Annotated in this window: 6 protein-coding genes; all 6 read right to left on the bottom strand. The window is 72.7% G+C overall.

Annotation, left to right across the window (positions count from 1 at the left end):
* Positions 1-144: 144 nt before the first annotated feature.
* The 6 genes from AAHZ94_RS28275 to AAHZ94_RS28250 all read right to left on the bottom strand — a co-directional run bounded on the left by AAHZ94_RS28275 (position 145) and on the right by AAHZ94_RS28250 (position 4,559).
* The gene (locus tag AAHZ94_RS28275) at positions 145-1,680 is read right to left on the bottom strand and encodes an AMP-binding protein (protein ID WP_349996383.1); all 1,536 of its coding nucleotides are present in this window, start codon (positions 1,678-1,680) and stop codon (positions 145-147) included.
* Positions 1,677-2,318 carry an acyl-CoA thioesterase gene (locus AAHZ94_RS28270; RefSeq protein WP_349996382.1) on the bottom strand — a complete coding sequence of 214 codons (642 nt, stop codon included), beginning with the start codon at positions 2,316-2,318 and terminating at the stop codon, positions 1,677-1,679. Before AAHZ94_RS28270 ends, AAHZ94_RS28275 begins: the two co-directional genes overlap by 4 nt.
* A complete protein-coding gene (locus AAHZ94_RS28265) occupies positions 2,318-2,653 on the bottom strand; it encodes a holo-ACP synthase (RefSeq protein ID WP_349996380.1) in 336 nt (111 codons plus the stop codon). The genes AAHZ94_RS28270 and AAHZ94_RS28265 overlap by 1 nt, the downstream gene beginning before the upstream one ends.
* Positions 2,643-3,617 (bottom strand): ferritin family protein, encoded by a 975-nt coding sequence (locus tag AAHZ94_RS28260; protein WP_349996378.1) that lies wholly within the window; start codon positions 3,615-3,617, stop codon positions 2,643-2,645. The genes AAHZ94_RS28265 and AAHZ94_RS28260 overlap by 11 nt, the downstream gene beginning before the upstream one ends.
* A gap of 17 nt (positions 3,618-3,634) precedes the next feature.
* Positions 3,635-3,895 (bottom strand): hypothetical protein, encoded by a 261-nt coding sequence (locus tag AAHZ94_RS28255; RefSeq protein ID WP_349996376.1) that lies wholly within the window; start codon positions 3,893-3,895, stop codon positions 3,635-3,637.
* Positions 3,896-3,956: 61 nt separating this feature from the next.
* Positions 3,957-4,559: a TIGR03086 family metal-binding protein gene (locus tag AAHZ94_RS28250; RefSeq protein ID WP_349996374.1), complete on the bottom strand. Its 603-nt coding sequence runs from the start codon at positions 4,557-4,559 to the stop codon at positions 3,957-3,959.
* Between the last annotated feature and the right edge of the window lie 472 nt (positions 4,560-5,031).

The raw sequence follows: 5,031 nt of genomic DNA, 5'->3' as shown, positions 1-5,031 counted from the left end.
GGGGGGGCGGCCCGCCGCCCGCCCCGGCGCGCCGGGGCCCCCCCCCGCGGCCGCCCCCCCCCGCCCGCCGCCGCGCCCCCGCCCCCCCCCCCCCCCCCGACCCGCCGTGCCCCTCGGCAGGCGGCCGTTTGTTGAACGGCGCGTTCAGAGTGAGGTCTTGGTGGGGCGCGGCAGGATGCCCCGCTCCAGTTGCGCCGCCATGTGGCCGCGGGCGGGCTTGCCGCTCGCGGTGCGGGCGATGGCGCTGTGCGAGACCTCCATGACGGTTTCCGGGGCGGCGGCGAAGTCGGTGGCGACCCGGGCCGCGATCCGCTGGACGTCGGGGCGCGTGCCCCGCTCGGGCACGACGAAGACGGCGAAGGACGCGCCGTGCGGCAGGGTGACGCACTCCGCGACCCCGGGTTCGGCCGCCACCACCTGCTCCACGTCGGCGACGAACACGTTCACCCCGCCCACGAAGACCCGGTCGCCGCGGCGGCCGTTCAGATACAGCTCCCCCTCCCGCAGGCACCCCAGGTCGCCGGTGTCGAACCAGGTGACGCGGTGGTCGGTGGCGCCGTCGTAACCGTCGAAGAGCGTGTCGCCGCGCAGTTGCACCGAGCCGGTCAACCCCTCGGGGCAGACCGACCCGCCCTCGTCCACGACGCGCAACCCGAGGCCGGGTACGGGGGTGCCGAGCCGGGCCGTCATGGCGGGGCCTTCGGCGTGGAAGCTGGTGGCGGGGTCGACGTAGCGGTGCGAGGTGGCCAGCAGCGCGGCCTCGGCCAGGCCGTAACAGAACACCAGGGCCGTCGGGTCGAAGCCCCAGGGGGCGGCGGCGTCCAGGAAGCTGCGTACGGACGCCTCCCTGATCGGTTCCGCCCCGCAGAACACGGTGGACCAGGCGGCGAACAGCCGGGGGTCGGGGCCGGTGCGCCGGGTCGCCTCGGTGATGCGCCGCGCCACGTAGCGCAGCATGAAATCGGGGAAGGCGCTGTGCGCGCGCTCGGCGTCGCGTATCAACTCCAGCGCGGCCAGCGGGCGGCGCAGGAACTGGCCCGGCTCGACGATCACCAGGTCGATGCCGTGGATGAGCGAGGTCAGCACGCCGATCAGGCCCATGTCGTGGTGGAGCGGCAGGGCGATCAGACCGCCGTGGCCCGGGGCCATCTGGGAGACGGCGCCGATGGCGGCGACGTTGCCGAGGACGGCCCGGTGGCTGAGCGGGATGGGGCGCGGCATGCCGGTGGAGCCGCTGGTGTACTGGATGAACGCGACGTCCTCGCGGCTCGCCGCGGCCGGTGGCGGCGCGGTGCCCGCACCGGTCACCAGGCGCAGGTCGCGCAGGCCGTGGCCGGCGATCTCGAAGGCGTGGCGCACCTGTTGTTGGCGGACCACCTCGGCGAAATAGTGGTCGATGGCGACGCCGGGGACGCGGGGCTTGACGGAGACGGGCACCGCGCCCAGGTGCATCAGGCCGAGCAGGACCAGCAGCCCTTCGCGGGAGCTGCCGATGCGCAGCATCACCCGGTCGCCCGGCCGCACCCCCTGGTCGGCGAAGCCGGCGGCGGCCAGCGCGATCTGCTCCGTGAACTCCGCGTACGTCAGCCGCTCCCGCTGGGCCGACGACCCGAAGGTGACGCCCCCGTCGGTGCGGTGGGACTGGGCCGCGAGGGCCTCCGGCAGGGTGTTCGCGCTCATCCGACACGCTCCGGGGTGGCGGAAGCGGCAGGTTCCGGGTTCGCCGGGATTGCCGGGGTGACGGGTGTGGCCGAAGCAGCCGCGGCGACATCGGGCGTACGGGGGTGGGTCGGGTCACCCACGGGGGCGGCTTTGGGTGTGACGGTGGGTGTGCCCGTGGGTGGCTCGTTGGCTGTGCGGGTGGGTGGGGCCGTACGGGCCCTGGGTGAGGGGGTGGCCGGGGCGCCCGGTGTGCCGAGCATGGCTTCCAGGTTGGCCCGGTGGATGCGTTGGGTGTCCCGGTCCACCAGCCCGAGGCGCACCCGCCCGCTGGCCACCACCGTGCCGTCGAGCCGCTCGACGTCCTGCGCCAGCGTGAAGCTGTACGCCGAGCGCTCGGCGAGCGAGGTGCGCACCCGGAGCCGGCCCACCGGATTCCACTCGACCGGGCGCAGGTAGTCGAGGTGGAGTTGGAGCACCACGGCGACCAGGGTGCTCTCGCGCAGGTCAACACCGCAGGCCAGCCCCCATTCCCAGCGTCCGGACTCCAGGAGTTGGACATAGACGCTGTTGTTGAGGTGGCCGGCCCAGTCGAAGTCGTTGGCGCGCAGGGTGACTTCGCAGGTGTGCGGTTGCTCCAGCGGTGCGCCGGCGTTCATCAGGGTTGCCCTCCGCTTTCCGTCGGCTGAGCCAGGAGTACGACGACCGCGCCGGCCATGCCTCCGGTGTGGCTGATGGACACCTCGACGTCGATGTTGCGCTCCTGGCACCAGCGGGCGAGTTCCTTGTGCAGTCTCACCCTGGGCTGGCCCGCGGTGCCGTGGACCACCTCGATGTCGCGGAAGGAGTAGTCGGGGGCGCCGCCCATGGCGCTGGCGGCCTTGACGAACGCCTCCTTGGCCGAGAGCAGTCCGGTCAGTGAGGCGTCCGGGTCGGGCCGGGAGAAGCAGTGTGCGCGTTCGCCGGGACTGAACACCGCACCGCTATTGCGCAAGCGCGGTCTCTCGCGCAGCTCCGTTACGGACTGCAGATCGAATCCGGTCGACATCGTTCGTGCGGAGGCTGGCGAAGTAGGCACGCTTGAGGTCCTCATACGATCGGGTCTGAATGCCGGTCACTTCCCGCACCAGGGCCAGGACGCTGGCCAGCTTCTGCGCGTGCACGGCGCCCGCGTGCAGCGCCTCCGCGCCGAGCCCGAACTCCTCACCGGTGTTCCGGGTCCGCTCCCACCAGTTGACGAACCCCTGGCGGTCGGTCTGGGCCTCGCGGGTGGAGCCGAAGGTCTCGCCGCCGTCGGGGCGAATCCAGGTGTACGCCATCGAGAGCACGTCCTTGATGGGGTACACGCCGGACTCCACGAGCGCCTTGGCGAAGGAGGCGAAGTACTGTCGGTGCTGCACCTCGTCCTTCATGATCGTGTGGAAGACGTCGCGGACCAGGCCGTCCTTGGTGGTGCGGGACTGCCAGCCGTACGAGACGCAGGCTTCGATCTCCACGCACGCCTGGAGGATGCACACCCGGGCGTAGTTGTCGGTGGGGAAGGCCCCGCGGTGCTCGATGACCTCGTCCTCGGCGATGGGGTCGACGCCCGCCATCTCCATCAGCCGGCCGAAGGCGACCTCGTGGTGGGCCTCCTCCTCCAGCCAGTAGCGGGCCGACCAGGCGGCGGCCACGTGCAGCACGTCGGCGCCGAGCGGGTTGGACTCGCGGATCTCGCCGGCGAGCTTGACGCCGTCGACGGCGAGTCGGATGCCGGCGGGCTGGGTGGTGAGTTCGGCGCGGGAGGCGTGCCACAGGGCGGCCTTGTCACCCGGTCCCGGGGTGGTCAGCTTGCGGCCGTCGAAGAGCGAGTCGGTGCCCCAGCGGCGCTGCTCGTGGTAGCTCTGCTGGACGCGGAGCACGTCGGTGATGGTGGCTCCGGCGCGGAGCTCCTTGACGATGTCGGTCATGATCAGCATCGGTCACGCCTTCCGGGTCAGGAGGAGGTGGGGGCGAGCTGCTTGCCGAGGGCCGCAACAACCTCTTCGGCGGTGTGGTCCAGGGTCATCGTGGGCAGCTCGACGTCGTCTTCGATGCCGATGTCGGCCAACGCGCCCGCGAACGCGTCCAGCAGGTCGATGGAGTTGATCGCGGTGGGCGATGCGGCCAGGACGTCGGCGAGCGGCTGCCCGGCGAACACCTCCTCCTGCGGCAGGCTCAGGCGTTGCGCGACGTGGCTGCGGAGTTCGGCGAGCAAGGGTGTCTCCCTGTGGGTCGGTACGGCTGGGCTGTGGGGGCGCCGGCGTGCCGGTCGGCCGTCAGCGGGCCGCCTGGACGGACCACTCCGGCGACCTGCCGAGCGACGTCAGGACGAGGTCGAGTGCGGGTGCGCCGCTGCGGGCGGGCAGGGCCGGTTGGAAGAGCGCGTCGGGGTGAAGGCGCCGCTCGTCGTCCGGCACCCGCAGGGCGATGGCGCTCGCGGTCTCCACAACTTCCTGGTCCAACTCCAGGGGCACGCCGAGCGTCTTGGCCACGTCCCAGCCGTGCACGACGTAGTCCAGGAGGTGGAAGCTGATGGCGATCGACGCCGGGAAGCGCCGGCTGGTGCTGATCTCGGGCAGGTCGAACTCGGTGTGCAGCAGCCCGGGCCTGGCGAAGGCGTCGAGCACCGCATCGGCCGCGACGCCGTACGCCGTCTGCGGATCGGCGCCGAGGTCGGTGGGGTGCCAGACGGCCAGGTCGGCGCCGCCGCCGGTGGCCGCCGCCGCGAAGCCGTGGTGCTGGCCGGCCATGTGGGCGACCAGGTCGCGCAGTGTCCACCCGGCGCACGGGGTGGGCCGGTCCCAGTCGTGCGCACCGGCAAGTCCCAGCAGGCGCACGGTCTCCAGGACAGCCGCCCGGTCGAGCTTACGGAAATCCATACGGCCCCCTTCGGTAACGGCTACCGGGGAGACAATAGCACGACCGTACGTTTAGTTAATGGGTGTGGACGCGGGTCGCGACCCGGCGGTGACTGGAGGCCGTGCGACGGAGCGGAGGCCCGGCGGCGACGGCCCGCAGCCACACCACGGGCCGGCCGGCGCGACCACCACTCGGCCGCCCCGACCCCCGCGCCCCTTCCGGCCGCCCAGCGGCTGACCTGCGGCGATGGGCCGCACTCGGCGGGCATGGCGAACACGGGGCGGGCGGCCGGACCAGGCGGGGACGCGCTCCCCTCCCGATTCCGGCTGCCCACCCCGTGCCCGGTGGTCCCGTTCGGCGGGGCGCGGGCGGGGCGCCGGCCGGGGGGGGGGGGGGGTTTTAAAAAAACACCCCCCCCCCCCCAAACCCCGCCTTTTTAAAGGGTGGGGGCGGATTAAATAAAAAAAAAAGGGGGGGGGGGGGGGGGGGGGG

It is taken from the genome of Streptomyces sp. HSW2009 (assembly GCF_040240285.1).
Lineage (GTDB): Bacteria > Actinomycetota > Actinomycetes > Streptomycetales > Streptomycetaceae > Streptomyces.
The sequence above is the reverse complement of the archived record's forward strand: the minus strand, read 5'-3'. Positions and strand labels throughout refer to the sequence as shown.

Coding starts and splice junctions, on each gene's coding strand:
- AAHZ94_RS28275 (WP_349996383.1), bottom strand. CDS start 1,680: ATGAGCGCGAACACCCTGCCGGAGGCCCTCGCGGCCCAGTCCCACCGC.
- AAHZ94_RS28270 (WP_349996382.1), bottom strand. CDS start 2,318: ATGAACGCCGGCGCACCGCTGGAGCAACCGCACACCTGCGAAGTCACC.
- AAHZ94_RS28260 (WP_349996378.1), bottom strand. CDS start 3,617: ATGCTGATCATGACCGACATCGTCAAGGAGCTCCGCGCCGGAGCCACC.
- AAHZ94_RS28250 (WP_349996374.1), bottom strand. CDS start 4,559: ATGGATTTCCGTAAGCTCGACCGGGCGGCTGTCCTGGAGACCGTGCGC.